Source organism: Hydrogenophaga atypica (assembly GCF_042665215.1).
GTDB lineage: Bacteria > Pseudomonadota > Gammaproteobacteria > Burkholderiales > Burkholderiaceae_C > Hydrogenophaga > Hydrogenophaga defluvii_A.
In genome coordinates this window covers 18,320-42,468 of sequence record NZ_JBHTCA010000014.1, presented here as the reverse complement: position 1 = coordinate 42,468, position 24,149 = coordinate 18,320, and the positions used below count along the sequence as shown (strand labels likewise).

26 protein-coding genes are annotated in these 24,149 nt (G+C 63.3%); 4 read left to right on the top strand and 22 right to left on the bottom strand.

Annotated elements, in window-relative coordinates; genetic code table 11:
• Nucleotide 1: 1 nt before the first annotated feature.
• From ACFQPB_RS15865 to pilL2, 13 genes are all read right to left on the bottom strand, one after another.
• Entirely contained in the window at nt 2-1,096 is a 1,095-nt protein-coding gene (locus ACFQPB_RS15865; RefSeq protein ID WP_382225260.1) for a TIGR03749 family integrating conjugative element protein, read from the bottom strand.
• Between the two features lie 23 nt (nt 1,097-1,119).
• Complete coding sequence (locus ACFQPB_RS15860) at nt 1,120-1,926, bottom strand: PFL_4703 family integrating conjugative element protein (protein ID WP_382225258.1); 807 nt, start codon at nt 1,924-1,926, stop codon at nt 1,120-1,122.
• Complete coding sequence (locus ACFQPB_RS15855) at nt 1,923-2,522, bottom strand: TIGR03750 family conjugal transfer protein (protein ID WP_382225255.1); 600 nt, start codon at nt 2,520-2,522, stop codon at nt 1,923-1,925. Before ACFQPB_RS15855 ends, ACFQPB_RS15860 begins: the two co-directional genes overlap by 4 nt.
• A gap of 34 nt (nt 2,523-2,556) precedes the next feature.
• Nucleotides 2,557-2,961 (bottom strand): DUF2976 domain-containing protein, encoded by a 405-nt coding sequence (locus tag ACFQPB_RS15850; protein ID WP_382225253.1) that lies wholly within the window; start codon nt 2,959-2,961, stop codon nt 2,557-2,559.
• A 40-nt stretch (nt 2,962-3,001) separates the two neighbouring features.
• The gene (locus ACFQPB_RS15845; RefSeq protein WP_382225251.1) at nt 3,002-3,232 is read right to left on the bottom strand and encodes a DUF3262 family protein; all 231 of its coding nucleotides are present in this window, start codon (nt 3,230-3,232) and stop codon (nt 3,002-3,004) included.
• 62 nt (nt 3,233-3,294) lie between these two features.
• Nucleotides 3,295-3,675, bottom strand: a complete 381-nt coding sequence (locus tag ACFQPB_RS15840) for an integrative conjugative element protein, RAQPRD family (RefSeq protein ID WP_382225248.1) — start codon at nt 3,673-3,675, stop codon at nt 3,295-3,297.
• 47 nt (nt 3,676-3,722) lie between these two features.
• Nucleotides 3,723-4,478: a TIGR03747 family integrating conjugative element membrane protein gene (locus ACFQPB_RS15835; RefSeq protein WP_382225245.1), complete on the bottom strand. Its 756-nt coding sequence runs from the start codon at nt 4,476-4,478 to the stop codon at nt 3,723-3,725.
• Entirely contained in the window at nt 4,475-6,766 is a 2,292-nt protein-coding gene (traD, locus tag ACFQPB_RS15830) for a type IV conjugative transfer system coupling protein TraD (RefSeq protein ID WP_382225242.1), read from the bottom strand. Before traD ends, ACFQPB_RS15835 begins: the two co-directional genes overlap by 4 nt.
• The gene (locus ACFQPB_RS15825; RefSeq protein ID WP_382225239.1) at nt 6,763-7,353 is read right to left on the bottom strand and encodes a PFL_4695 family integrating conjugative element protein; all 591 of its coding nucleotides are present in this window, start codon (nt 7,351-7,353) and stop codon (nt 6,763-6,765) included. Before ACFQPB_RS15825 ends, traD begins: the two co-directional genes overlap by 4 nt.
• A complete protein-coding gene (locus ACFQPB_RS15820) occupies nt 7,346-8,173 on the bottom strand; it encodes a transglycosylase SLT domain-containing protein (protein WP_382225237.1) in 828 nt (275 codons plus the stop codon). The genes ACFQPB_RS15825 and ACFQPB_RS15820 overlap by 8 nt, the downstream gene beginning before the upstream one ends.
• A gap of 16 nt (nt 8,174-8,189) precedes the next feature.
• The gene (locus ACFQPB_RS15815; RefSeq protein WP_382225234.1) at nt 8,190-8,732 is read right to left on the bottom strand and encodes an integrating conjugative element protein; all 543 of its coding nucleotides are present in this window, start codon (nt 8,730-8,732) and stop codon (nt 8,190-8,192) included.
• A 2-nt stretch (nt 8,733-8,734) separates the two neighbouring features.
• Nucleotides 8,735-9,832 carry a hypothetical protein gene (locus tag ACFQPB_RS15810; RefSeq protein WP_382225232.1) on the bottom strand — a complete coding sequence of 366 codons (1,098 nt, stop codon included), beginning with the start codon at nt 9,830-9,832 and terminating at the stop codon, nt 8,735-8,737.
• Nucleotides 9,833-9,881: 49 nt separating this feature from the next.
• A complete protein-coding gene (gene pilL2 / locus ACFQPB_RS15805; protein ID WP_382225229.1) occupies nt 9,882-10,460 on the bottom strand; it encodes a PFGI-1 class ICE element type IV pilus protein PilL2 in 579 nt (192 codons plus the stop codon).
• Between the two features lie 703 nt (nt 10,461-11,163).
• On the opposite strand from pilL2, the gene ACFQPB_RS15800 reads away from it, so the two are divergent.
• Together ACFQPB_RS15800 and mobH are read left to right on the top strand one after the other, a co-directional pair.
• Nucleotides 11,164-11,757: a hypothetical protein gene (locus tag ACFQPB_RS15800; protein ID WP_382225227.1), complete on the top strand. Its 594-nt coding sequence runs from the start codon at nt 11,164-11,166 to the stop codon at nt 11,755-11,757.
• A gap of 39 nt (nt 11,758-11,796) precedes the next feature.
• Nucleotides 11,797-14,280, top strand: coding sequence for a MobH family relaxase (gene mobH, locus ACFQPB_RS15795; protein WP_382225224.1), 2,484 nt, complete (start codon nt 11,797-11,799; stop codon nt 14,278-14,280).
• A 236-nt stretch (nt 14,281-14,516) separates the two neighbouring features.
• Here the strand turns inward: mobH and ACFQPB_RS15790 are convergent, their stop codons facing one another.
• The 8 genes from ACFQPB_RS15790 to mltG all read right to left on the bottom strand — a co-directional run bounded on the left by ACFQPB_RS15790 (nt 14,517) and on the right by mltG (nt 21,350).
• Entirely contained in the window at nt 14,517-15,152 is a 636-nt protein-coding gene (locus tag ACFQPB_RS15790; protein ID WP_382225222.1) for an ankyrin repeat domain-containing protein, read from the bottom strand.
• A gap of 132 nt (nt 15,153-15,284) precedes the next feature.
• Nucleotides 15,285-16,796 carry a tripartite tricarboxylate transporter permease gene (locus ACFQPB_RS15785; RefSeq protein WP_382225219.1) on the bottom strand — a complete coding sequence of 504 codons (1,512 nt, stop codon included), beginning with the start codon at nt 16,794-16,796 and terminating at the stop codon, nt 15,285-15,287.
• Nucleotides 16,797-16,823: 27 nt separating this feature from the next.
• A complete protein-coding gene (locus tag ACFQPB_RS15780) occupies nt 16,824-17,312 on the bottom strand; it encodes a tripartite tricarboxylate transporter TctB family protein (RefSeq protein WP_382199438.1) in 489 nt (162 codons plus the stop codon).
• A 94-nt stretch (nt 17,313-17,406) separates the two neighbouring features.
• Nucleotides 17,407-18,204, bottom strand: a complete 798-nt coding sequence (locus tag ACFQPB_RS15775) for a TatD family hydrolase (protein ID WP_382225216.1) — start codon at nt 18,202-18,204, stop codon at nt 17,407-17,409.
• Nucleotides 18,205-18,249: 45 nt separating this feature from the next.
• Nucleotides 18,250-18,690, bottom strand: a complete 441-nt coding sequence (locus ACFQPB_RS15770; RefSeq protein WP_382225213.1) for a PilZ domain-containing protein — start codon at nt 18,688-18,690, stop codon at nt 18,250-18,252.
• Between the two features lie 10 nt (nt 18,691-18,700).
• Nucleotides 18,701-19,702: a DNA polymerase III subunit delta' gene (locus ACFQPB_RS15765; RefSeq protein WP_382225210.1), complete on the bottom strand. Its 1,002-nt coding sequence runs from the start codon at nt 19,700-19,702 to the stop codon at nt 18,701-18,703.
• Nucleotides 19,699-20,349 carry a dTMP kinase gene (gene tmk / locus ACFQPB_RS15760; RefSeq protein ID WP_382225207.1) on the bottom strand — a complete coding sequence of 217 codons (651 nt, stop codon included), beginning with the start codon at nt 20,347-20,349 and terminating at the stop codon, nt 19,699-19,701. The genes ACFQPB_RS15765 and tmk overlap by 4 nt, the downstream gene beginning before the upstream one ends.
• A gap of 5 nt (nt 20,350-20,354) precedes the next feature.
• Nucleotides 20,355-21,350, bottom strand: coding sequence for an endolytic transglycosylase MltG (mltG, locus tag ACFQPB_RS15755; protein WP_382225460.1), 996 nt, complete (start codon nt 21,348-21,350; stop codon nt 20,355-20,357).
• Between the two features lie 68 nt (nt 21,351-21,418).
• Here mltG and ygfZ point away from each other — a divergent pair, with 68 nt between their 5' ends.
• On the top strand, nt 21,419-22,354 hold the full coding sequence (gene ygfZ, locus ACFQPB_RS15750; RefSeq protein ID WP_382225205.1) for a CAF17-like 4Fe-4S cluster assembly/insertion protein YgfZ: 936 nt from the start codon (nt 21,419-21,421) through the stop codon (nt 22,352-22,354).
• A gap of 9 nt (nt 22,355-22,363) precedes the next feature.
• Nucleotides 22,364-23,260: an NRDE family protein gene (locus ACFQPB_RS15745; protein WP_382225203.1), complete on the top strand. Its 897-nt coding sequence runs from the start codon at nt 22,364-22,366 to the stop codon at nt 23,258-23,260.
• Here ACFQPB_RS15745 and ACFQPB_RS15740 read toward each other — a convergent pair.
• A complete protein-coding gene (locus ACFQPB_RS15740; protein WP_382225200.1) occupies nt 23,191-24,060 on the bottom strand; it encodes a YbgC/FadM family acyl-CoA thioesterase in 870 nt (289 codons plus the stop codon). The two genes, ACFQPB_RS15745 and ACFQPB_RS15740, sit on opposite strands and share 70 nt — an antisense overlap.
• Between the last annotated feature and the right edge of the window lie 89 nt (nt 24,061-24,149).

Below are 24,149 nucleotides of genomic sequence, written 5' to 3'. Positions count from 1 at the left end.
CTCACAAGCAGGCTTCGAAAGAACGGTCGCAGACCAGGTAGACCGCGGTCGTGTCGCGGTCGCTGCCCTTGGGGCCCAGGCGTCCGTGCTGAGTGGTGGCTGCGATCCACCGGCCACGCATCTGCTCCAGAGCGATCTCGTAGGGGTGAGCTGACAAGTTGGTGACCCGCACGGCGGTCACGAACAGGTTGCCGGATCGCCACTGGCCCAGCGGCGCGGTTTCCACCAGGGCACCCCGCAACAGACCGGAGACAACGTCCTGTGCCACCGGCACCTGTTGGATGGCCGCCGTTGGCTGGATCAGCCGACGAGGCGCGTAGATCATTTGTGCTGCATGGCGGGTGAGCTGGACCATGTCGGCCGCTGGCAGAGGCTTTTCTTCGGCCGGCTCTTGCGCATCGGTTGCGCCGGGCCCAGCGTTGCCAGGTTTACCACTCAGAAACACCTGCAGTTCGGACGTTGCGCCGGCCGTGGCAGGGCTGGCCACCAAATCCAAGGGGATTTGTGTGCCGTCATCCACCAGTTCGGCCACGATGCGCAACGGCACGAAGGGCAGCAGCGCGGTCACGTACATCGTGCGGTCGATCACTTCGATACGCGCCACCGATTCGATGTCGGTGGGCACGTGCAGGGCAGCGACAGCGGGCAGTGTGACCAAGCGTTCTTTGCCCACAGGCAAGGCCACACGGACGGGCACACGCTCAAACACCGCGCGCTCGATGCCGGCGCTGGCCTGCGCGCGAGCGGGGCGCACCGACTTGGCGCTGGGGGCAGCAGCCGCAGCGCTGGCCACCGTTGGGCTGCGTGCGCTGCGCGCCGCTTGTTGGGCGGTTCCCCCCGCAGGCGCCCGGCTGTGCGTCGGGGCGCGACCGTTGGAGGACGTGGGCACCTGGCCCAGATCGACCTCGGTCGGCGCAGCGGTGGTGTGGGCACCGGCCTCCTCAGGAATGAGGTCGGGCGGTACGTTGGTCAGGTTCAGGTTCTGCACGGTTTGAGCCATCGCTGGAGCCTGGCCAATGCCCGAGAGCGCCAAGGCCAATGGCAGCACCCGCAGCAGCGCACGGATGGGAGACTTCATGAGCTTGTTGGTGGTCATGGTGGTATGCGCCTTATCTGGAATCAACGTTGAGCAGGCGTGCTGGGCGCAGCCGGAGCCTCAAGCGGCGTGGGCTGCATTTCAGAAGACGGGTCGATGCTCTGGTCGGTGGTTTTGGGCAACGCGGCCGGGGTGACCGTTTGCGGCAGGGCCAGGGCTGTACCAGGCTTGCCGGACTGCACCGCCTTGATTTCCTCGGCATCCAGCCGCGCTGGCCGGTTGGAGCCGAAGCAGTCGACGGCCAGTCGCCACGGGTTGCGCTGACGGTCCACGTCGTAACGGACCACGCGCACGGGGTACCGGATGAACACGTCCTTGATCGCTTGACCCCGGTAGCTCTCCATCACCTGCATGTCCAGCAAGACCGTCCAGGCGCTGGTGCTTTCGGTGATGACCCGGTTCTCGGCAAACGAAAACCCCGGCACCTCGGTGATCTGGCGGGTTCGCTGGCGGAGTTCGCCCTTTTTGAATCGACCCTCCATGTCACCCTGGAGCTGAGCCTGGCAACGCGGCGTCAGGTAGGCCTGAAAGTCGTAAATCTGCTTGCCGTAGTCCACCGCGCCATCGGCTTGCCAGCGGTTGATCTGCTGCCAGATGTAGTAGGCAAAGCCGTAGACGTTCACGGTCGGCACCGGGGCCTGCCCGCCTTTGAAGGACACCGTGTCACCGGCCTTCATGTCGGGCGCAACGTGCAGCTCCAGGTGCTTGGGCAGGCTGTAGGTGAGGAACATGCCGATGGCGCCCAGCCCGGCCACCAACAGCATCACTTTGCGCAGTACGGCGTTGTGTTGACGCTCGGACGCCAGAGCGTCCAGGTATTTTTGACTCATGTGGTCACCCACTGGGTGGAGGGTTGGAGAGGGGAGCGAGTGGTCGCGCTGGATGCGCTGTTTGAGGACTTCGCCGTGGGATGGGGTGCGGGCAAGCCGGACGCCGTCAATGGCTCGTTGGCTGGTTCATCGGCTGGTGCGGTCGCACTGGGCGCAATGGTCGAAATGGCCTCGGGCAGCTCGCCGTCCAGATCGGCACTCAGGTGCAAATCCAGTGAGCGCCCCAGTTCCCAGTAGCCGCTGTGCGTGATGAGCTTGGACTTGATCAAGCCTCGGTCGGACATCCACATCCACATGCGCTGGGTGTAGTAACCGTCTGGTCGATCACGTTTGATCCCGGCCAGGTATTGCGAGGCAAACCACAGGGTGCCCCCCGTGCCGAACATGCCCAGCACGAGGATGGCCTGCCAATAACCGGTGACCGCGAACACAAGAGCACCCACCAAGAGAAACACCACCATCGACACACCACCGATCACCTGGGCCTCGGTGACGGTCATGCCATTGAGAATGGGTGGCTCAACGTTGACCCGGTCGGTCAGCGGCGCCTTGCCGCCGACCGTGGGATCGTCGTGCTGGTCGATTGGGTTCGCCATGGATGGGTGCTCCTGCTTTCGCGGTCAATGACGGTTATTCAAGGACTTGCATCGCGTAGGTCACCATCACGACCAGGAACACCGCGAACACCGCGCCAAGGATGAAATACTCTTTCAGGTCGGCGATTTCCGCGCGACCTTGCGAGTAGGCGCGCCACTTGGACAGGCCGCCCATCACGACGTAGATGAAGCCCAGACCCGCGAGAACCAGCGCCAGGATGGTGATGCCGGCCTTGAACCAGGCGCCCATCTGACCGAGCCAGTCGTCGTTCGCAACCGTGGCACCACCAATGCCGCCGCCTTGTGGGGTGGGCATGGTCGGCAACCCCGCCATGACCGGGCTGCACATCAGAGCCACGGCGGGCACAAGGGCCGCACGGGCGATCTTCTCGCTCACGCGTGCCTGGAACTGTTTGAGCTGTTGCAGTTGTTTTTTCATAAGAACTCCCTGAATGAATTGAGGAACTGAGAACACAAGGTCAGAAGACGGCCACGAAGATGACCCCGAGCAGGGCCAACAACTTGATGCCGCCCCAGATGGCCTCGCTGGAAGTGAGCTTTCCGTCGCTGTACGCGTTGAATAGTTGAAGCACGAGGGCGGCAAAGACCAGCAAGATGACACCGCTGCCGATCAGGCTCAGGATCAATTTGAGGTTGGCAGGGTCCACCCCCGAGCCCACCCTGAACCCATCGCTCATGTCACTGTTCATGACGCTCTACGCTCCGCTTTTTTCAACGATCCAGATCGGACCAGCCCACTGCCTGCGCTGCTTCACTGGCGGTAGTCACCACGCAGTGGCGCCACAGGTCTGGGCTGCCGGGGGGCATCCACATGCGTGGTCACCCCGTCTTGCAGCATCTGCAGATCCTGGACAAGCCAGTCGTAGCGAAACTTGATGCGCTGAGGCTGGTGGCCTTGGTCCGAGGCCTTGGCGGCTTCGGCGACCATGAGCTTCACGCGGGAAATCTCGTGAGCGATGCGAGCGAGGTTTTCTCGGTCAACATCCTCATCGGCATGCGCCGTGGTGGTCACAGCACCGCACGCCAGCAGCACGGCCAGCATCCAGGCGCGGTGCACAGAGGGTTTGCCCTCCTTTGGGACAGCGGCTGCGGCATCCTGGGATTGGCAGGATGTGTGGCAAATGGGTGTCATAGGCTCTCCTGAAAAAAACAAGGAATGAGGTTGAAACTGAGGCAGGGTCATGCGTACTTCTTGAACGCGCCGACCGTGGTGGACAGGGTGAAGGCGACCAGCACCGTGAAAACCAGGACCATGTAAGCGGGGTTGAACCCGCCGAAGGGCCAGGTCAGGTACAGACCGAAGCCACCGGTCAAGGCCCAGCCCGTGTAGCGCTTGGCGTGGTGGTAGATGAACGAGGACTCGCGCCCACCGCCCCAGCGGCGCAGGTCGCGCCGCACCAGGCCATCGACCACACCGACCATGCAGGCCAACACGAAAGCGGGCAGGGCGAACATCGCCACAGACAGGCGCAGCAGCACATCCATGAGCACCCACATCGAGATGTAGACCCACTCGCTGAACATGCGCCCCAGCACTCGGGTGCCTCGGGTGATGCCGGACGGTTGCCCCTCCAGGGTGGGCACCTGGGCCGTGTCCGGGTTCTGGCGGTGCGAGGCGTACCAGCGCAGCAGACCGCTGCGCTCGTAGGGCTTGTGAACCCAGCGCACCACCTTGTGCGAGAAGCCCACCGTGTCCCGGATCAACAGGCTGCGTGGGGCAGCGGCGATGTGCTCCAGGTCCTGCTGCACGATCTTTTCGATGTGCTTGGAGCCTTCCCCTTTCCAGAGGGTGTACATGCCACCGATTTCAATCAACAGACCGACAAACCAACTGAACAAGGCCAGGAAAAACAAGCCCAGCGTGACTTCAAGCACGATTTCAATCGGCCCACGGGTGCGGGGACGCACCGGTCCACGGGGTGCAGGTGTGCTCACAGTTGGTGCCCCATCAAGTTGCCATACATGACGCCGCCCACAGAGCCGCTGTCGCGCTCGTTGTCGCCTGCGGAGGCGTCCTGCGTGTCGTCCTCGGACATGGCCGCCACCATCGCCAGGCTGGGGTCGATCAGGCCCTCGCTGCGCAGGCCCAGCGGTTGATCGCCAAGCCAGTCGGTTTCTTTGGCCCAGTGCTCGCTGGTGCGATAGCGCCCCTTCATGTCGTTGGCGACCTTGAGCAGCGACTCGGGCACAAACGGATCGTTGGTCGAGTCGGCCAGCGGTATGCGCATCTTGAAGCGCCGGTTGCCTTCCAGGAGGGCGAAGGCCTGGCCCTGCGGCAGTTCCAGCACGTCAGACGCTTCGATCATGGGCACCTGGGTGCTGGTGATGATGTCGTCGTTGCGGCTCGTGAAGTCCACCCCGGTGCCTTGCGCGGCTGTGTCGGTGACACCGGACATGGGCATGAGCTTGTAGACATCAACCTTGGGCACTTGCTCGGCCAACAGGTTGGCCGTGGTCACGGAACGCACCCGCAACATCACCAGGTGGTTGAAGTTGTCCAGGATTTGCCCGGCCTTGGCCTTGTCACCCACCTTGGCCTCCAGGTCGAACATCGACTGGGTGTAAGCCGTGATCCGAAAACCCGAGCCACCCAGCTTGTTGACCATGGGCACGAACTCAGGGCCACAAATCTCGTTGACCTCGTCGAAGTGGCAGCACACCGTGGGCAATACGATCTTGCCCTCGGGGTGGTGCGGGTCCAGCCCGGTCTTGTAGAGCTTGCCGCCCACCGACACCAGGTCGGACAGCATGGAGTTGCCCACCGCCGACGACACCACCGAATCGGACAGCGCATCCAGACCCGCGTAGACGATGCCGCCCTGGCGCATCACGCTCATCCAGTCGAAGATGGGCCGCTTGTCCTCAGGGTCGAAGTAGTCCGGCGAGATCAGTTTGCCGACCGCGCCCGAGGTCAGTTTCTCCAGGAACGGGCCGAGGCTGGCAATGATCTTTTCGTAGAAGCTGCGCTCGTAGGACACGGCAGCAGCCAGACCAGTCAGCACCTTGTCGCTGACGCGGGTTTCCTTGATCCACAGGATCATGGCCACGATGTCCGGCGCGCGGTCGCTCAGGCTGCGTGCCACGGGCGCCTTCTTCGCCATCACCTGCGCCTCCAGCGTGGCCAGCTTGTCCTGGTAGTCCACAAATCGGCCCTCGGCCGCCAGGCGGCGATAGACCATGTGGGCGTAGTCCATAAACAGGGGTTCAATGCCGGTCACGTCGGCCAGCAGCGTCTCGTAGGTGGGCACCCGACCCAAAGCCACCTGCGCTTGCGCGACGATGTTGGTGAAACGCCAGGAAAACTCTTTGAACGCCGCCGAATTGCCGGACGAGGGCAGGGCGTTGGTGGCGCGTGCCGCGACTTCGGTGATGCGCGAGAAGTTGCCGATGCCGTTGTAGCGGGCAGAAATCTCCGGGTAGCCCAGATGGAACAGGTAGAACTGGTCAGCACGGCCGGCGCGGCGCGCTTCGGCATACAGGCGCAGCATCAGTTCAGCGTCGCCCTTGGGGTCGATGACGATGGTCACATGGCCGGCATGGATGTCCTGTGTGGCCAGCATCTCCAGCATGCGTGTCTTGCCCACGCGGGTGGTGCCCAGCACGATCATGTGGCCGGTGCGGGCCGACTGGCGCATCTTGACTGGGGCCTCATCCAGCGAACCCACCCCGTGCAAGATGGACGTGCCACCGAGGTCAGCGTGCGGCTTGAGTGGGTTGAACCAGGCATTGCTGCCCACAGTTGCTTGCAACAGCCGAGGCATCACACCGGGCTTGGGCTGCGCCTTGATGCGCTCCTCCAACGACTTGGCCCAACGGGTGCCCAGCCGCTGCAGGGCTTTTTCTTGGACGCTCGGACGAACGAAGGGTTCGGCATCTTTGGTGCGGGCATCGTGTTTGCGCTGGGTGTGGATCTGCTTCCACTCGAAACCCTCGCCCAGGTAATACTCGTCCTTGCCGACCGGGATCTTGTGCGGTGCGATGCGCGTCACCTTGTAATACTTGAGGCCGTGCTGGTAGCGCAGCACACTCATGGCCTGACGAGCACGCTTCCAGCCAAAGGCCAGTGCGATGACTGCGACCACCCAGCCCAGCAAGGGCGGCATCATCAAGGCCCATGGCGCTGTGATGGCGACCAAGGCGCATCCCCACGCAATGGCCGTGCTCCACAACTCAATCGGAGGGCGCAGCATCGCCTCCAGCGCGGTGTTGTTGTCTTGTTTCATGGGTTGGACCCGCCTGCCTGGCTGGGGACGATCTGCCGAGCCACACCGTCTGCCTGAATCAACAACGGAAACACCCCGGCGCCTTTTTCCATCAAGCGTTGCTCCAGCCATGGGCTTTGCACGGGTGCCAAAGGCATGCCTTCAAACAGCTTCTGCATGGCCTTGAAATGACGGGTATCACGCGCCTGCACCACCAGACCCCAGGCGTCCATGTGACGCAGCTTGGCCTCGTTGTGTCGCAGCCATTTCACCGACACGTCGTCGTCGCCCACCACAAACACCGCCTGTGTCATCCAACGGGGCGCGAACACCTGCACCTCATCCTGGGGCAGCACACCGGCACGCAACTGCGTGCGCAGAGGGAACACAAGGCCTGGCAACACACCAGGCTGGTCCGTGCCGGCCAGGAGGTGCGAGATGTACGGCGCCAAGGGCAGCGCCTCGCCCGAGTCGTGAATCACGGTCACGGCAGATGAATTTGCGCTCGGCACCGCCTGCGCGTGGCTCAGGCGGGTGCCCAGCACCAAGCCAAGCCATGCGGCAACCAGCGTGCAAGCCAGAGACACCCAGAGGTCACGCTTAAACATGGGTCACTCCGTCGAACCAGCGGCGGGTGTCCACCCCTTGCCTTTGAAGGTGACGCACCACGTTCTGGGCATACCCGGTGGCACGGGCCCTGTTGGCAGGATTGATTGAGCCCGCGTGGTAAAGCGCCACTGCACGAAACCAGTTGCGGTGTGCGCTGAAATGCTCGGCCAGAATCTGTGCGCCAATCGCCAGATTGGGGTAGGGGTCCAGCGCCCGCTCCAGCGACACCAAGCGCTGTTTGTGCCAATGCCAGTTGACCTGCATGGCCCCGCAGTCCACGTTGGTGATGCCCTGGCTCAAGTGCCGCTTCAGAGCCGAGAGCGCTTGCTCGTAGGACGCAAAACGTTGCCCTTGTCCACGGACACACAAGGTCCAGGGATACGGCAAAGCCAGCCGACCAAACTTCAACACCGACTCCTGCAAGGCCACCCCGTACAGAATCCAAGCCGGCACGCCAATGGCGTCAGCGGTGCGGCGATAGGCCAGCGGCGGCTGCGAAATCGGCGTGGCGTTGCCACGCGCCGCCTGCGGCACATTGGCCCGAGGCGTCTGCGTGCTGGTTGGGACGGGTTGTGTCAGCGCCGACACCGTTGGCGTGTTGTTCGCGGCCTCGACCCGCTTGTAGCCCAGACCGGACCATTCCTGTCCTTGCGGCATGAGGTCGCGGACCATGTCTTGCCCTGTCAGCGTGGGCTGGATGACTTTGGTCTGCGCCCACGAACCGAAGGATTGGGGCAGACAACAGGCAACGGCCAGGCCCTGGATCACGCAGCGGCGATCCAGACGCACAACACAAGGCCGAGGGGCAAGGCGCAGCATGTGTCAGGCTCCCACGTCAACGGCGGGCCGGCAGCGGCCGAGCCGAAGGGGCAGGATCGGCCACGACCGAGCGCGGCACACCTGCGGCATCGGCCGAGCCGATGGGGGCAACCACCTTGGGCAGGCCGCGGTAGTCCACCATCGCTTCGTTGGGGTACAGACGCTGCATCGCTTCCTGGAAAGCGGCGTTCCAGGCAATCGAACGCTCCACGTCCTGGTGGAAGGCCCGCGCGAACATTTCGGCGTACTTGCGCCGTTCGGCGTCGGTGCGGGCGTGGATGCCCAGCGCTTCAACAGGGGACAACTGCTCTACCGAAAAACTGGCGCGCGGCCCCTTCAGCAACAGCTTGGCCCGCTGCATTTCCTCCTGGGTCAGTCCCCAGATTTGCGCCACAACCAAGTCCGTGGCGTTCAGTCCCGTGGTGGCGTTTGCCGAACTGGCCGCCTGCGATGTGCGTTCCTGCACGGCGCTCACTTCGGTCTGTGTTTGCCGCTGCGCCAAGACAGAGGAGGTCACGAGCAAGGCCGTGAGCGCGAGGGAGAGTCGGATCAATGACATGCTCAGTTCGCCCGTGACAGTTCAATGATTCGGCCACCGACTTCAAACGTCGCCTTTTGCCCAGACATGTCCACCTGTTTGAGCGTCACGCCAGAGAGGCTGTCGCCTGGTTTGAGCACGCGCACCTGGGGATTGGCGGGGTCCGTGGTCCCCACCACCACCGAAGGCTTGCCGTCCCACAGATCAACCGACAACAAGGCCACGCCATGGCTTGCGTCTGCGCTCCCCTGGGTTTTCTGTGCCGACTTACGCGTTGCGTCAGCTTTGGCGCTGCCAGCCGCAGAGCTGCGGCCTTGTGCCGTGCGACCAGCCGACGAAACAGGGCGGGGCGCGACCTGGCGCGGCTTGGCCGACTCCATCAGTTGCGCCACCTGCTGTTCCAGCCGAGCAATGCGCTGCTCTTGGTCTTGCCTGACCAGGTCGGAATTGGCCCCCGCCTCAGGCTGAACCTGAGGGGCAACCGCAGAGCTTGCGCTGGGCGGCTTGGGCTCTCCCTCATCGACTTGAAGTGGGTTGTTTCCGGCAGGTGAGGCCACTGTGTCCATGGGCGTGGCCGTAACAGCAGCCCGCTCAACCGGGGCGATAGCGACTGGGGCGGGTGCCTCGCCGTCTGAGGACGATGGCACCCCCATCGCGTGGGTGTCCTCCGATGGCGGCAGAGCCGGTGCACTGGGAGGGGTTGTGTTTACTGCTTTGACCGAGTCCAGGACATCGGGCAATGCGGCCGTTTCGGTCTGGCCGATCAACGTCGGCAATGGCTGGCGTGACTTCTTCCACCACACGGCGCCCATGGCCACGCCCGTGATCGCCACAGCGAGCAAACCGATACCCAGCATGCTGCGCCCACGGGGCAGCACACCCTTTTGTTCGGACTGCTGGCCAGGCTTTGTGTCCTGCCCCATGGCTCCCACACTGGCAACGACGGGTGCTTGCCCGAACGCTGGCCGGTGTGCGGCGCTCGATCCAGCAGCTTCGCGCATCGCAGGCGAACCGGCGCCCATGGCCTGCTGCGCCATCTCACTGCGCTCCAGTTCATCCTGTTCGCGGCGACGTTCCTGGTCTTGTTGCTCTTGGCGTTCGCGTTCTTGATCGTCGTTCATGTGGGGTGCCTTTCTGGTGTGCGTGCTGGTGTGTCCGAGTCGCACTGGCTCAATTCATGTAGAGGCCGCTGGTTGAATCCGAGCGCTGCTCAAGGGCCGGATTCGGCGTGCTGCTGGGGGCGGGTGCAGACGGGGAGGCGCTCGCGGCCTCCGTTGCCGAGTTCACATGTGCGCCCGTGCTGCCCGTTCCGGCGGCGAGTTCAAACCAGACCAAGCGCTTGACGGGGTCTTGCTGCAGGCGCCAGGCCTTGCCCAGGATGACCTGGAGAATCTCTTTGACTTCGAAGGGACCGAGTTCGCGTTGCGACTCGGGCAGCGGCAAGGTCAGGAAGTGCCGGGCTTCTTCGCTCAACAAATCGGTGCTGAGCAACTGGTAACCGGTGCGCATCAACGTGTGTTGGATGGCATCGCCAACGCTGCGCACCGTCGATCTCGGGAACCGCAGTTGCGCGTACACCTCCAGAGGCTCCTGCAACCCAGGTGCAGGCCGTGCGGCCTGCGTGGTGTAGCGGCCCACCTGGACCTGTGTGCCCCCATCGACCAGTTTGGTCTGGGCGAAGGCGCCCGACGCGATGACAAGGGCCAGCGTGCCCACAAGACCCTGTCGCTGCAACGATTGCATTTGCATTAGTTCACCATTGGATTTGAAGCCACCCCAGACGCTGGTGTCTGAGGCTCAATCCAAGACGAAGGGTTACAAGGGGGACGGGCGCACAACCAGCGACTGGGCCACGGTCATGCGGCTTGACGCTGCACAACCGACCAGTGCAAGCAGTGTCATTTTTGGCAGCGACGGATTCAAGCCGAAACCCTGCGGCACAAAAAACAGGTTTCGGCTTGACGAGCCTTCAAAAAAGTTGTAGCCGGCTTTGATGAGCCTTGCCGTTTGGCAGCAATCACCTGGCGGGATGCAGCCGACCGGGGGCGGTCGGCGACGGGCAAAGGCTTTCTACGGGTTAATGGCCCAATCCAAAGGGCGCGCGTTCTCCTCAAAGTTCGTCGAACGCGCAAAGGGCCTACTGGGACAGGGAAAGGGCTCTTACGGGGTAATGAGTGCGGGACTCGGCCGGGGGCCGACTCCCGCATCGGGTGGAGTTGTCCCAGCTTTCTGTGACCAAGCCTGTGGATATCCTGCCCCCCTGTGCGCCCAGCCCTGTGTTCATGCGGCCTGCAGCACCGTGCCCACAAAACCAGCAGCCGTTGGTGAAAGGGAGACGTTGATGCAGTATGGTCCGCTATCAGAATCTGCCGCACTTTGCAAGCCGATTGCCTCATTGCGTGCCGCAGGTTTTTTTAGAGCGAAAGTGCTATTTGGCACCTACATTACGCGCGTGATTCACAAGACCTACAAAGAGCCGGACGCCATGGCGCAGCACTCCACACACACGACGGACCCCGCCTGGCCTCACTTTGGCCGTGATGCGCTGGATCGTCAACACGCCGCTTTCACCATCGTGGCGCACCTCAAATCCCTGGGCTTGGGTGGCTGGACCACCCACCTGCTGAGCTGGCTTGCCCGATTTGATGGCATCGAGCCGCACATCCCGCGAGAGCATGAGCCACTGACTTGTGTTCGTCAAATCCTGTACAGCTTCGTGCTCGCTGGCCGACACATCTCTGATGCCCATGGCAACCAATTGAAGGAGGATGTGACAGCGGCCCTTCTCGATGCCGATTTCGTCAAGTACATCGCCTATTGGCTACCGCATGAAGGTGATTCTTCGGCCCCAAGTACCGATCAGCAACCCGCAGGGCATCGGCTTCATCTCTGGAATCCGCTGAACCAGTCCTGGTTGTCATACACGCAGGATGTTGAATCGCTGACCACGAGTCGCGAACAGGGCATGGTGTATCTGCGTGTGACGCGCAGCACCGGGCTGGACAGAGCGGCCCATCGAGACCGTCTGTGGGGCGTCGAGGCCTGAACCATGTTTTCGGTGGTTCGGCGGTCATTGGGAAAATGGTTGGGCAAAGGCAACGAGCCAGTTAAGGCCGCGCCCGAGGCCCCTCCTGTTGCCGCTGCACCTGCGCCCACTTCGGCTTCCGTCCAGGGCACTGCCACCGGCTGGCTGAAGGTCATCCAAGCTGCCGATCTGCTCGCCTTGGTGCGGGCCGAGCGGGCGATTGAGACGATGTGGCGCCAGTCCCGCCTGGCGCAGGTGGTCTGGGAGCGCGATCTGCTGGCATCACTTCATCGCTACGCCGAGTTTGTGCAGTTGATGCCAGCCTCCGAGGCCCATCACCATGCCCACGTCGGCGGTCTGCTGTCGCACACGCTGGAGATGGTGGTGGCGGCGATGACCTGGCGCAACGGTCATTTCCTGCCCGAGAACGCGCCGGTCGAGACCATGGACGCTGAGCGCGATGAGTGGACCTATGCGGTGTTTTTCGCGGCACTCCTGCACGACATCGCCAAACCGATGACGGACTTGCGCATTCAGTGGCGCTGCCCCGGCATGGCCGACTCGGTCAAGTGGGTGCCGATTGCAGGATCACTGCCGCAGGTTTGTCGCTCACATGGCACCGACGCTGAGTACCTGGTTGAGTTCGTTCCCAAGTCAGCACGCGACTACCAGGCGCACTCGCGGCTGGCGGTGACGCTGCTGCAACAGATCGCGCCTCCAAGCGCCTTGTCGTTTCTCTCACGTCGGCCGCATGTGCTCGATGCGCTGAGCCAGTACCTCAGCGGCGTGGATCGCACCAGCCTGGTCGCCAGGATCGTTCAGAAGGCCGACCAGGCCTCAACACAGCGTGCGCTGCTGCAGGGCAGTCGGGCGAGGTTTGCCACTGCCACAGCCACGCCTTTGATTGATCTCCTGATGCAGGCGCTCAGGGACATGCTGCGCCTGGGCACTGTGCTGCCGCTCAACCGCACGGGCGCCGCCGGCTGGGTGTATGACGGATCGGTCTGGTTCGTGGCCAAGCGCGTGGCCGATGCGGTGCGTCAGCACATCAAACAGCACGCACCGGATGAAAGTGTTCCTGGTGAAGCGAAGAACGACCGGATTTTCGACACATGGCAAGAGTACGGCTGCATCACACCCAACCCCCAGACCGGGCAAGCTGTCTGGTACGTCGTGGTCAAAGGCGGGGCAGGTGAGGGCGCTGCTGCAGGGGAGGCCTATGAACATGCCTTGACCATGCTGCGTTTTCCGCTGGAGCGCCTGTTTGATTCGCCCCAGGCCTATCCACCCCAGATGATGGGCACCATCCAGGTCAAGGAAAAGCGTGGCGCAGAGGTCGATGCTGTGCAGACGCCTGTCGCAACGCAAGAGCCTGAGGAAACTGCCACAGTTTCAACCGTGTCTGCAGCCAGCAACGCCAGGGAAGGGCGCGTTGCTGCCACCAAAGTGCCACAGGGCACGGGTGCCGAGTCCCAGCCCGCGATGTCCTCCAGCGCCCACCAGGCTGCAGGCCAGCCAGCCAAGCGCAAACCCGAACATGAAGTTGCTTCACTGAAGGCGCCCGCCTTCAACAAGCCCAAGCCTGCATCAACGCCAGACAACAAGCCTGCACAAACTGCCTCAGCCGCTGCGGCTGTACCGGCTGCGGCAAAGACTTCAAACACGAAGACTGCTGCAATTGCTAAGGCTGTGCAAGCGGATATTTCGCCACTGGCCCCAGGCGGCGTGGACGGCTTCGACCTGATCGATGGAGAGGATTTGCTGGGCGACGAGGACGATGTTCGCGCGGTGGTGGTCAAGGCGGTCCACAAGGCACCTGCAGCAATTTCCCCACCTGCAAGCGTGCCAGCCGCCCAGCGAAAGCAGACTGCTGCCGCAATTTCACCCACCATCCAGAAGCCTGCAGCAAGTAGCACCCAGCCGCCCGCCAACAAGCCATCAGCAACCACAGTGCCAAAGCCGCCAAAGCCGGCCGCCCCAGCCACCATGCCCGCCGACGAGCAGGAACCTGCTGCTTTGGTTGATTCGCCTGCCATGCGTCAACTGTTGTTGCCGCCGAGCGCTTTGCCTGCCATGGCTGCAAGAACCAGGACCGTGCCCGTGGTGCTCGCTCCGTTGCTGCCCGAACTGCCACACGAATCGGCCAGCAAGAAGGTTGAGCCCAGTGAAACCGCCCAAGCCTTCATGCAGTGGCTGCAGCAAGGCCTGGCCCAGCGTCAGCTCAAGTACAACGAGTCGGGTGCACCAGTGCATTTCACGACCGAAGGCATGGCGCTGGTGTCGCCGTTGATTTTCAAGCTGTTCTGCCGTGAGGCCGAAGGCGAAACCGAAGCGGGTGCCGAGTCACGCGGCCTTCAAGTCCAGCGCGAGGTCATCAAAGCCGGTTGGCACGTCATGGGTCCGAACAAGGTCAACATTCTGCGGTACAGCGTGATCGGACGCGGCAACGCTGTCGTCGGCAAGCTCTCAGCCGTCGTTCTGGTCGAACCCGACCGCTGGGTGCTGCCGGTTCCGCCAGCCAATCAGGCGTTGAAACTGCTCTGATTGTCAACTTATCTCAAATGATGAACACGTTTGACACCACCTGCCAAATGTGCGGTAAAGTGCGGCCGTGCGTTCGGCGAGGTCGGACGGTGCCGGTAGGTTGAGCTTGTTTACTTCGTGCCTTCAAGGGCGTTTTTTTGATACCCTTGACATTCCACGATGTATATTATGTTAACTCATGTACAGCAAGGAAAAAACTTCAGCACGACCTGCTACTGCCGCGCCGACCGACCAAGTCACCATTGCCCTTTGGGTGCGTTGCCACGGATGCTGCGCGCAATGCGCTCAGCCTCAGTTGGCCGTCCGGCACGGTGTGCAAAATCGAGTGCGGTCAAACCCTGCTCGTTCTTGAGGCTCGCATCGGCGCCTGCGTCGAGCAGCTGCGCCACCACCTTTGCGTTGCCGTACATCGCGGCGAGCATGAGCGGGGTCGATCCATTGGGCGACGCGGCATCGATGTAGGCGTGGTGATCCAGCAGCAGTTGAACCACTGCTGGCGCCTGTTCACCTGGATGAGACGCGGCGTAGTGCAGCGGTGTCCAGCCGGGCTTGTTGACGTGGGCTTTTCTTTGAATCAAGGCCTCACATTGTGCAAGGCGCCCTTTCAACGCCGCCAACATCAGTGGGCTTTCGTCTTGTGCGGTCCGAGCCTCCACGTCCACTTCAGGACGTGACAGCAGAAATTCAACGACTTTCAGCGCGTCGAGACGCAAAGCGAGCACCAGCGGTGGGTCGGACTTTTCGTTGCGGGTGTTGAGGTCGAACCCCCGGTTGGCAAGGGTCTGAAGCGTGCGGGGCGAATCTGCGGCGATGGCACGAAAAAACTCGTCAAAAGAGTTGGCCCGCGCCAGCGGGATTACAGACCATATCAAGCCGCCCAGACCCAGCTGAAAACAGTGCCGCCTGGACAGCGTTTTGCCAGGGACAGGAACAAAAAGGCCCCGCTCACGGGGCCTCTTGTTGCGATCTGGATGGGTGCAATCAGTGACCATCCGCAGACTGTATCAGTCTTCGACAAACGCCTCTTCGCTCTTCTTTTTGATGGAGGGACTGAGCACCACCACCAACAGCAACACGGCAGCGGCCAGCAAGGACGCGGACAGCGGGCGGGTGACAAACACCGACCAGTCACCCCGCGACAACAGCAGGCTGCGGCGCAGGTTTTCTTCCATCATGGGGCCAAGAATCAAGCCCAGCAGCAAGGGCGCGGGTTCGCAGCCCAGCTTGATGAAGGTGTAGCCGATGAAACCAAAGATGGCCACCATCCAGATATCGAAGGTGTTGTTGTTGGTGGAGTAGACGCCGATGGCGCAGAACAACACGATGGCGGGGAAGAGCCAGCGGTAAGGCACGGTCAGCAGCTTGATCCAGATGCCGATCAGCGGCAGGTTCAAGATCACCAGCATCAGGTTGCCAATCCACATGGAGGCGATCAGACCCCAGAACAGCTCGGGGTTGCTGGTCATCACCTGCGGGCCGGGCTGGATGTTGTGGATGGTCATGGCGCCGACCATCAGCGCCATCACGGCATTGGGCGGAATACCCAGCGTCAGCAGCGGAATGAAGGAGGTCTGCGAACCGGCGTTGTTGGCCGCCTCAGGGGCAGCAACGCCACGGATGTTGCCTTCACCAAAGGGTACTTCACCGGGCTTGAGCTTGGTCTTCTTCTCAATGGTGTAGGCCGCGAAAGCCGACAACAAGGCACCACCGCCCGGCAGGATGCCCAAGGCCGAGCCCAATGCTGTGCCACGCAGGATGGCGGGGAACATGCGCTTGAAGTCGGTTGCGGTGGGGAAAATGCCTTCCACCTTGCCGGTGACAACGTCGCGCGTTTCGGGTGGGTGCGACAGGTTGTGGATGATCTCACCGTAGCCGAACACACCCATGGCAATCACGATGAAGCTGATGCCGTCGGTCAGTTCGGGAATGCCAAAGCTGTAGCGCGCCACACCAGAGTTCACGTCGGTGCCCACCAAGCCCAGCAGGAGGCCCAGGATGATCATGGCCACGGCCTTGATCAGCGAGCCCGAGGCCAGCACCACGGCACCGATGAGGCCCAGCACCATCAGCGAGAAATACTCGGCAGGGCCAAATTTGAAGGCCACTTCGGTCAGGGGCGGCGCGAAGGCGGCCAGGATCAGCGTGCCCACACACCCGGCAAAAAAGGAACCGATGCCGGCAGCTGCCAGCGCCGGGCCTGCCCTGCCTTTTTTGGCCATCTGGTGACCGTCGATCACCGTCACCACGGACGAAGCTTCACCCGGCAGGTTGACCAGGATGGCAGTGGTCGAGCCACCGTATTGCGCGCCGTAGTAAATACCAGCCAGCATGATGAGCGCCGCCACGGGGGGCAGTGCGTAGGTGGCGGGCAGCAACATCGCAATGGTTGCCACCGGGCCCACACCCGGCAACACGCCAATCAGCGTGCCCAGCAGGCAGCCGATGAAGGCGTAGATGAGGTTCTGGACGGTGAAGGCGACACCAAAACCCAGCGTGAGGTTGTTGATCAAATCCATCTGTGACTCTCCGGTCTTGTTGTTTTATCAATTGACCAGAAAAGCCGGCCAGACTGGGAACTGCAAGTTCAGCAGCTTGATGAAGGCCAGGTAGCTGCCGATGGCCAAGATGGTGGACAACACCAACAGTTCCTTGATGCTGACACGTTCACCGGCCTGACTGGCGATGAACACCAGCGCATAAATGGCAACGATCAGACCAAAAGAAGGAAAACCAATAAAAGGAAGGCCCACCAGCAAAGCGCCAAAGGCCAGGTTGGAAGACAGGACAAAAAAGAGCGGCTTCCAAGCCCACTTGCCAATCTTGTCGCCGTCGGGCGCCTTTGAGGCAAAAGACTGCAGGGAGATGACGGCACCCAAAATGGTCAGGATCACCCCCAGAATCAACGGGAAGTAGCCCGGTCCCATGCGCGATGCTTGGCCAATGGTGTAGTTGGTGGCACCAATCGCAAATCCGACCCCCACGGCGGCGAACATCAAACCGGAATAGAAGTCTTTCTGACTTTTTATAAGCACACGCGTCTCCTGCAATGGTTGAACCCGCTGATTTTGCGGGTCTTTGTGGGGGCACTGCATGTGGATTTCACCTACCTGTGCCCGTATTCGTCGCTCAAGGCGCTTGCACCCGATCAAAAAGCGACAGGAAATTGGCCGTTGTCGCTTCGGCGACCGATTCGACGGACAGGCCTTTGAGTTCCGCCACCTGTTTGGCAACCCAAGGCACGTAGGCCGGTGAATTGGTTTTGCCCCGGTATGGAACGGGCGCCAGGTAAGGGCTGTCGGTTTCGATCAGCAATCGGTCCATGGGCACAAAACCGACCACGTCACGCAGATCGGCCGCGCTCTTGAACGTGATGATGCCGGAGAAGGAAAGGTAAAAACCCAGGTCCAGCGCGGCGCGCGCCACCTCGGTCGTTTCGGTGAAGCAATGAAACACGCCCCGCGCAGCATCTGTCTGCCCCACACCGCCCTCCTCCCGCAGGATGGCCAGCGTATCGTCGCTGCTGCTGCGCGTGTGGATCACCAGCGGCAGGCCGGTTTGCCGTGCCGCCTGTATGTGCACACGGTAGCGTTCGCGCTGCCAGGCCATGTCGGCCACGCTGCGGCCATTCAAGCGGTAGTAGTCCAGCCCCGTCTCGCCAATGCCCACCACCTTGGGCAAGGCAGCCCGCTGCAGCAGGTCATCGAGGGTGGGTTCGCGCACACCTTCGTTGTCGGGATGTACACCCACGGTGGCCCAGAGGTGGGGGTGCTGCTCGGCAAGCGCGTGAACGTCGTCAAACTCTTCCAGCGTGGTGCAGATGCAAAGCGCACGCGTGACCTGGGCCTCGCGCATGGCGGTCAGCACTTCGGGCATGCGGTCTTTGAATTCGGGAAAATTCAGGTGGCAGTGGGAATCGGTGAACATGGTTGACTGCTCGCAGCAGGCGCGACGGCCCGCAGCGAGTGGAAATCAAACGGTTTGGGTCGAGCGGTCTGAGCCCAGGTGGGCACCGAGGATTTCCTCGATGCGCTTCTTGAGCAGCCCCGATTTCTCGTCGTTGGGAAACCGTATGCCTATGCCTTGGGTTCGGGCGCCTGTGGCGTGGGGTGGGGTGATCCAGGCCACCTTGCCGGCAATCGGGTAGCGGTGCGGGTCCTCGGGCAGGGTCAGCAACACGTACACGTCTTGCCCCAAGCGGTAACTTTTGGAGGACGGGACAAAAATGCCGCCCTCGGTGAAGATGGGGATGTAGGCCGCGTACAGCGCCGCCTTTTCCTTGATGGACAACTGGATGACGGTGGGCCGCACAAACGGCACCTCGCCACCTGCGTCCACCCCGTCGGTTGATGCACCATGGCCACCACCCGAAGCGGGATCGGGCGAATTCAGGGGCAGATCGGACGCGTTCATTCGCCGGAGTTTAAGCCTTGGTCAAGACGTCGCGTGCGCGCGCCGCCCACGCCTCGATCATCAGAGGCCCCTGAAATGGGTGTTCCACCGTGCGCGTGTTTTGCGCCAACTCGCGCGACCACTGTGCCAGCGCGCCCATGGGTGGCGGTTTGGGCAGGTAGCCTGCATCAAAAAAGCGTGGCGCACCACCGGCGGCAACCGCCATGAGGTCGTGACACAGCTTGTGCTGCACGTCCAGTTGCCGCGCGGGGCCCCAGTCGGCCATGGCGGCAAAGTCGCCCTTGGCCAAGGCACGCGGCAAGCGCTGCCACGTGTCGGCCGTGAGCCCAGCCTGCGCCCAGGCCAGGGCATCGTCAGGCCGGCCACCGGCTGCACTGAGCCAGACCCGCGCTTGGGCTGCGTCCCCGCCACAGGTGGCCTGCAGCCACGCGAGCGCATCGGCAGCGTCGGGCCAGGTGAGTGCGTGGCTCTGGCATCGGCTGCGGACGGTGGGCAACAGCTGGTGGGCGGCCTCGGTGGCCAGCACAAAACGCACCGCACCGGCGGGCTCCTCCAGCGTCTTGAGCAGCGTGTTGGCCGCCTCTGGGTTCATGCGCTCGGCGGGGTAGATGAGCACCACCTTGGTGGTGCCGCGTGACCGCGTGAACTGCGTGAACGCCACCGCCTGACGCGCCGCCTCCACGCGGATCATGCGGCTGGCCTTGATCTCTTTTTTGTCGATCTTGTCCTGGGTCTTTTCGTCCAGCGGCCAGCCCAGTTCCATGGACAGGGTTTCGGGCATCAGCACACACAGGTCGGCGTGGGTGCGCACGGCGATGGCGTGGCAGCTCTCGCACTGGCCGCAGGCGCCATCTGCGGTGGCATGCTCACAAAGCCATGCAGCGGCCAAGGCCAGCGCCAACGGGTACTGTCCCAGGCCTGAAGGCCCGGTCAGCAGCAATGCATGGCCACGCTGCTGCAGCAAGGCCCGCAGCTGCTTTTGTTGCCACGGGGGCACGCCGGGGGCGCTCATGGGGCCTGCTCCTGCCACCAGGGCCGGGTTCTGCAGGCGTCCAACACCGCTTCACGCACCGTTTCCAGCGTGCCCTGGGCGTCAACCCGGGCAAACCGGCCAGGGTCTTTGGACAACCTGTCGGCGTAGCCGGCCGCCACACGGCGGAAAAATGCCACCGGCTGGGCTTCGAATTTGTCGGGCACACGGGCGCCCGCCAGCCGCTCTGCGGCAATGGCCGGGTCGAGATCGAACCACAAGGTGAGGTCTGGCTGGCGTACACCGCCATGGGGCAGCGCCTGCACCCAGTGCTCCAGTGTGGCCAGCGTGTTCAGGTCGAAACCACGGCCGTGGCCCTGGTAGGCAAATGTGGCGTCGGTGAAACGGTCGCACAGCACCACCTCGCCCCGGGCAAGGGCCGGCTCGATCACCTGCTGCAGGTGGTCGCGGCGGGCGGCAAACATGAGCAAGGCCTCGCACAAGGGGTCCATGGCGTCGTGCAACAGCAAGGCACGCAGCTTTTCGGCCAATGGGGTGCCGCCTGGCTCGCGCGTGAGGACGACGGTGCGCCCCTGGGCACGAAGGGCGCTGGCCAGGGCTTCGATGTGGGTGGACTTGCCGGCACCGTCTATGCCTTCGAAGCTGATGAAAATTCCTGAAGATGGCATGGTGTTCAGCGCTTGAGCTGGTACTGCCGCACGGCGCGGTTGTGGTCGTCGAGTGTGGCGCTGAATTGGCTGCTGCCATCGCCGCGCGCCACAAAATACAAGGCCTGGCTGGCCGCGGGCTGCACTGCCGCCAGCAACGCCGCCTTGCCCGGCATGGCAATCGGCGTAGGGGGCAGGCCGCTGCGGGTGTAGCTGTTGTAGGGGGTGTCGGCCTGCAAGTCGCGTTTGCGCAGGTTGCCGTCAAACCGCTCACCCAAGCCGTAGATGACCGTTGGGTCGGTTTGCAAGCGCATGCCGATGCGCAGGCGGTTGATGAACACGGCGGCCACTTGGCCACGATCGGCCGCCTGGCCGGTTTCTTTCTCGACGATGCTGGCCAGAATCAAGGCCTCGTCGGCATTTTTCAGCGGCAATCCGGGCTGGCGTTGTGCCCAGGCAGCGTCAAGTTGCTGCTGCATGGCCTGCGCGGCCTGGCGCAACACGACCGAGGCCGGTGAACGCTTGGCGTAGCGGTAGGTGTCGGGGAAAAAGCGCCCCTCGGGATGGCGGCCGGCGTAACCCAGCTGCACCATGAGCTCTGACGGCGACTTGCGGCCGATGTCGTCTTCCAGGTGCTCGGCCGCGCGCAAGGCGGCCAGCACCTGGCGAAAGGTCCAGCCTTCCACCAGCGTCACCTGCCGCAGCGCCTGGTCACCACGCACCAGTTTGTCGAGCACACTTTGTGGCGTGGCGCCGGCCTCCAACTCGTAACTGCCCGCCTTGATGCGGCGCGACTCGCCCGAGGCACGAAAACCGAGGTGCAGCAGCCAGGCAGGCGTGTCCACGCCCGCGGCCACCAGGGCTTCGGCCACACCCCGTGCCGAGGCGCCGGCCGGCACGGTCACGTCCACCACGGTCTGCCCGGCCAGCGGGCGCAAGGGCAATGGCCGTTGCCACCACCAGGCACCCGCTGCCGCCGCCAGCACCGCCCCCAACAACCCGGCCAGCAAAAGCCTTTTCAACACTCTGAGCACGGTCCTTGCGCCTTTGGGAAAATGGTCCAACCTAAATCATATAAGAGGCCCATTGCATGACCACCGACCGCCCCGCCCTTGCTCCTTTTGACGCCAGCACCCTTGCCGGTGCGGTGCGGCTGCCACAACTGGGCGTGATCCGGGTGGTGGGGGAAGACGCAGCCAGCTTTCTGCATGGCCAACTGACGCAGGATTTCTCGCTGATGGGCCTGTCGCAGGCACGGCTGGCCGCGTTCTGCTCGGCCAAGGGCCGCATGTTGGCCAGCTTTGTGGGCATCAAACGCAGCCACCAGGAAATCTGGCTGGTGTGCGCGCAGGATGTGCTGGCACCCACGCTCAAGCGTTTGTCCATGTTTGTGCTGCGCGCCAAGGCCAAGCTCAGCGACGCGAGCGGCGAGATTGCGCTGTATGGCTTGGTGGGCGATGGCCAAGGCTGGCCGGCCTCCACCTGGGCCAAGACCGATCAGGGCGAGGTGTCGCTGGTGCGTTTGCCCGACGCGCAAGGCCGCGCCCGCGCGCTGTGGCTGGCACCGGCGGGTGTTGTGCCTGACCTGCCGGCGCTGGACGCCAGCCTGTGGCAATGGCTGGACGTGCACAGCGGCGTGGCCACCGTCAGCGCCCCGGTGGTGGAAGCCTTTGTGCCACAAATGCTGAACTACGAGTCGGTGGACGGCGTGAACTTCAAAAAGGGCTGCTACCCCGGGCAAGAGGTGGTGGCGCGTAGCCAGTTCCGGGGCACGCTCAAGCGGCGGGCTTACCTGGCGCACGGCGAGGCCCCCATGGCGGTGGGCGACAACGTGTTCCACGCCAGCGATGCCGAACAACCCACCGGCACGGTGGTGGCGGTGGCCGCGCACCCGGTGGCGGGTTGTGATGCCATCGTCTCCATGCAAATCAGCTCGGCCGATGGTGGCCGCCTGACCGTCGGTGCCGCCGATGGCACCACCCTGACACTGCTGCCCCTGCCCTACCCGCTGCGCGACGACATCTGAACCCACCGCATGTGCCTGATCGCTTTTGCCATTGGTGCGGTGCCTGGGCATCCGCTGTTGGTCGCCGCCAACCGCGATGAGCACCTGGACCGCCCCACCCTGCCGCTGCACGCCTGGCAGCTGGACAACGGCACACCGGTGGTGGCGGGGCGCGACCAGCACGCGGGCGGCACCTGGTTGGGCGTGACGCCCCAGGGACGCGTCGCCATGCTGACCAATGTGCGGGAGGCCAGTGTGCCTAACGCACCACAAAGCCGTGGCGAATTGGTCACGCGCTGGCTGCAAGGCGACACCGACTGGCAGGCGTTTGCCCACGGCGTGCAAGCCGATCTGTACAGCGGCTTCAACCTGGTGTTGGGCGATTTGGCACGCGGCGAATGGGCCTGGATCAGCAACCGCCGGCACGGCGCGGGCGACGCGATCACCCTGGGCAGCGTGGTGGGGCGGTCTTTGGCGACCGGGATTTATGGCCTGTCCAATGCCGCACTGGACACACCCTGGCCCAAGACGGTCCGCCTCAAACGGGCTATGCAATCGGTGGTGGACCAGAGCACATCTGCATTGACATGCGAGTGGCGCAAGCCGTTGCTGTCGGCGTTGCTGGACCGCCGTCAAGCAGCCGCCGAATTGCTACCCACCACCGGCGCACCCCGGGTGTGGGAACAGGCCTTGTCCAGCCCCTTCGTGGACTTTGCCGAGCGGCGCTACGGCACCCGCAGCAGCCTGCTGGTGTGTGCATCTGCCGACGAAGTGCAGATGGAGGAATGGACCCACGAACGCACCGCGCCGCCCGAGGCGGCCACCGAGGCCAGCCGCTGGCCGCTGGCCCGCAGCACCTACAGGCGCATGTGCATTTCGATGTGCGGGATGCCGGCTTCCTCGAACGGCTCGCCGTTGACGGTGTAACCCAGGCGCGCGTAAAACGGTTCGGCGCTGCGCTGCGCATGCAGCACCACCTCGTGTTCGCCGCGTTTGCGGGCCGCGTCCATGAGGGCGAACAACACCTCGCGGCCCACGCCCGCACCACGCATCACGCGCTTGACTGCCATGCGCCCCACCTTCACCACACCGGCTCGGCCCGCGGCCGCGTACGGCAGGTAGCGCCCGGTGGCCAGGGGCATGCCCAAACGGTTGTAGGCCACGGCGTGCACCGCGTCGGCGTCGGCCGCATCCCACTCCAGTTCTTTGGGGATTTTCTGTTCCTCGACGAACACCTCGTTGCGGACCTGGCCTGCGTCCTGGCCCAACTCGGCCCAGGTGCCCACTTTCATTTCCACCATGGGCTCACCGGCCTCCAGCGCCATGAAGGCCTTGCGCAAGGCCTCGGGCACGGGGCGCGAGGTCTGGCTGATGGGGTCCGCGAAGACGTAGATGATTTCCGACGAAATCAGGTGCTTGTCGCCGTGGAAGATGGCGCCGATGAACTGGATCGACGAGTTGCCGATGCGCTCGCAACGCAGGGCCACGTCGATGAGGTCGTCCATCTGGGCCGAGGCGTTGAACTCCACCGTGGCCTTCTTCACATACAACTCGCCGCCCAGGCGGGCAAACACCTCTTCCATGGGCAAGGCCAGGGCGCGCCAGTACTCGGTGATGGCGGTGTCGAAATACATCAGATAGTGCGCGTTGAACACAATCTTCTGCATGTCCACCTCGGCCCAGCGCACGCGCAGGCGGTGGAAAAAGCGGAAATCGGAACGTTTCATGGACAATTGCGGGTTAGGGCCTGTTCACACTGCTTTTCCAAGTGCGAACGGGGTGAAAACAGCGCCAATCTAGGCGCACGACGACGGCC

Coding starts and splice junctions, on each gene's coding strand:
- ACFQPB_RS15840 (WP_382225248.1), bottom strand. CDS start 3,675: ATGACACCCATTTGCCACACATCCTGCCAATCCCAGGATGCCGCAGCC.
- traD (WP_382225242.1), bottom strand. CDS start 6,766: ATGAAACAAGACAACAACACCGCGCTGGAGGCGATGCTGCGCCCTCCG.
- tmk (WP_382225207.1), bottom strand. CDS start 20,349: ATGCCATCTTCAGGAATTTTCATCAGCTTCGAAGGCATAGACGGTGCC.
- ACFQPB_RS15860 (WP_382225258.1), bottom strand. CDS start 1,926: ATGAGTCAAAAATACCTGGACGCTCTGGCGTCCGAGCGTCAACACAAC.
- ygfZ (WP_382225205.1), top strand. CDS start 21,419: ATGACCACCGACCGCCCCGCCCTTGCTCCTTTTGACGCCAGCACCCTT.
- ACFQPB_RS15740 (WP_382225200.1), bottom strand. CDS start 24,060: ATGAAACGTTCCGATTTCCGCTTTTTCCACCGCCTGCGCGTGCGCTGG.
- ACFQPB_RS15815 (WP_382225234.1), bottom strand. CDS start 8,732: ATGTCATTGATCCGACTCTCCCTCGCGCTCACGGCCTTGCTCGTGACC.
- ACFQPB_RS15865 (WP_382225260.1), bottom strand. CDS start 1,096: ATGACCACCAACAAGCTCATGAAGTCTCCCATCCGTGCGCTGCTGCGG.
- ACFQPB_RS15810 (WP_382225232.1), bottom strand. CDS start 9,832: ATGAACGACGATCAAGAACGCGAACGCCAAGAGCAACAAGACCAGGAA.
- ACFQPB_RS15850 (WP_382225253.1), bottom strand. CDS start 2,961: ATGAAAAAACAACTGCAACAGCTCAAACAGTTCCAGGCACGCGTGAGC.
- ACFQPB_RS15765 (WP_382225210.1), bottom strand. CDS start 19,702: ATGAGCGCCCCCGGCGTGCCCCCGTGGCAACAAAAGCAGCTGCGGGCC.
- ACFQPB_RS15770 (WP_382225213.1), bottom strand. CDS start 18,690: ATGAACGCGTCCGATCTGCCCCTGAATTCGCCCGATCCCGCTTCGGGT.
- ACFQPB_RS15845 (WP_382225251.1), bottom strand. CDS start 3,232: ATGAACAGTGACATGAGCGATGGGTTCAGGGTGGGCTCGGGGGTGGAC.
- pilL2 (WP_382225229.1), bottom strand. CDS start 10,460: ATGCAAATGCAATCGTTGCAGCGACAGGGTCTTGTGGGCACGCTGGCC.
- ACFQPB_RS15825 (WP_382225239.1), bottom strand. CDS start 7,353: ATGTTTAAGCGTGACCTCTGGGTGTCTCTGGCTTGCACGCTGGTTGCC.
- ACFQPB_RS15745 (WP_382225203.1), top strand. CDS start 22,364: ATGTGCCTGATCGCTTTTGCCATTGGTGCGGTGCCTGGGCATCCGCTG.
- ACFQPB_RS15775 (WP_382225216.1), bottom strand. CDS start 18,204: ATGTTCACCGATTCCCACTGCCACCTGAATTTTCCCGAATTCAAAGAC.
- ACFQPB_RS15820 (WP_382225237.1), bottom strand. CDS start 8,173: ATGCTGCGCCTTGCCCCTCGGCCTTGTGTTGTGCGTCTGGATCGCCGC.
- ACFQPB_RS15785 (WP_382225219.1), bottom strand. CDS start 16,796: ATGGATTTGATCAACAACCTCACGCTGGGTTTTGGTGTCGCCTTCACC.
- ACFQPB_RS15855 (WP_382225255.1), bottom strand. CDS start 2,522: ATGGCGAACCCAATCGACCAGCACGACGATCCCACGGTCGGCGGCAAG.